Annotated in this window: 1 rRNA gene; it reads left to right on the top strand. The window is 50.6% G+C overall.

Going from position 1 to position 1702, the window contains the following annotated elements:
* Nucleotides 1–1702, top strand: a 23S ribosomal RNA gene (locus ACESYO_RS16345); the annotation flags it as partial.

A 1702-nucleotide genomic window follows, 5' to 3' on the forward strand; every position in this document is an offset into this window, starting at 1 on the left:
AAACCTCCAGTACCGTATACTGAATCAAATAGGTATACGGAGGGAACCGCCTGAACTGAAACATCTAAGTAGGGCGAGGAAGAGACATCAACCGAGATTCCGTAAGTAGTGGCGAGCGAACGCGGAAGAGGCCAAACCGAGGGTAGAAATACCTTCGGGGTTCGGACTGCTTTAAGGACTGCAATTGTTAACCGAAGGGTATGGGAAGGCCCACCGAAGAGTGTGAGAGTCACGTAGGTGAAAACGAAAGCAGCTGCGCAGGATCCAGAGTACGGCCAGACACGTGAAACCTGGTCGGAATACGGGGGGACCACCCTCCAAGCCTAAATACTACCCAGTGACCGATAGCGTATAGTACTGTGAAGGAAAGGTGAAAAGAACCCCGGGAGGGGAGTGAAATAGAACCTGAAACCCTGTGCCTACAAGCACATAGAGCGCGTCAAAGCGTGATATGGTACTTTTTGTAGAACGGTCCGGCGAGCGACTGTATGCAGCGAGGTTAAGTTGTTAAGCAATGGAGCCGAAGCGAGAGCGAGTCTGAATAGGGCGTTTAGTTGCATGCAGTGGGCCCGAAACCGGGTGACCTATCCATGGTCAGGTTGAAGTGGAGGTAAAACTCCATGGAGGACCGAACCGACCTCCGTTGAAAAGGCGGCGGATGAACTGTGGATAGCGGAGAAATTCCAATCGAACCCGGAGATAGCTGGTTCTCCCCGAAATAGTTTTAGGACTAGCCTCATGTTAGATTTCCGGAGGTAAAGCACTGAATAGCCTAGGGCCCGAGAGGGTACCGAAGCTTATCAAACTAAGAATGCCGGAAAATTGATGCATGGGAGTCAGACTGTGTGAGATAAGTCTCACAGTCAAAAGGGAAACAGCCCAGATCTACAGCTAAGGTCCCAAAGCAGGTTTAAGTGGAAAAGGATGTGAAGTTGCTAAGACAACCAGGATGTTGGCTTAGAAGCAGCCACTCATTCAAAGAGTGCGTAATAGCTCACTGGTCGAGTGACTTTGCGCCGAAAATTCAACGGGGCTAAAACCTGCACCGAAGCTTAGGCAGCATTCTGTTGAACAAAGTTTATAAGGTTGAATTACGGGCCACGAAGTGGCACCAAATTGTCCGTTAAGGATAAAGCCGATCTTGTAGATTTTGTTCAGCAGAATGTTGGGTAGGGGAGCGTTGTGTACGCGGCGAAGTTATAGCGTAAGCGGTAGTGGAGTGTACACAAGTGAGAATGCCGGAATGAGTAGCGAGAATTGTGTGAGAATCACAATGGCCGAAAGCCTAAGGTTTCTGGAGGAAGGTTCGTCCGCTCCAGGTTAGCCGGGAGCTAAGGTGAGGCCGAAAGGCGTAGCCGATGCACATACGGTAGAGATTCCGTAGCCACCGAAACAGTTAAGCATGGGGACACTTTTGAAATGTTCGTGCCGGGCGTTGGTTGCCCCGGTCGAAAGGGACCGAAATTTAGTAGGGAAGTCGAGCGTGGAGAGAGGCGAGAAAAGCCATGTGTATTTGTCAGGTGCCCGTACCGCAAACCGACACAGGTAGGTAGGAAGAGGATTCTAAGGCCAACGGGAGAAGGGTTGTTAAGGAACTCGGCAAGTTGACCCCGTAACTTCGGGAGAAGGGGTGCTCACGAGAGTGAGCCGCAGAGAATAGGCCCAAGCAACTGTTTAGCAAAAACACAGGTCTGTGCTAAAT

Source organism: Allofournierella massiliensis (assembly GCF_964241245.1).
Taxonomy (GTDB): Bacteria; Bacillota; Clostridia; order Oscillospirales; family Ruminococcaceae; genus Allofournierella; species Allofournierella massiliensis.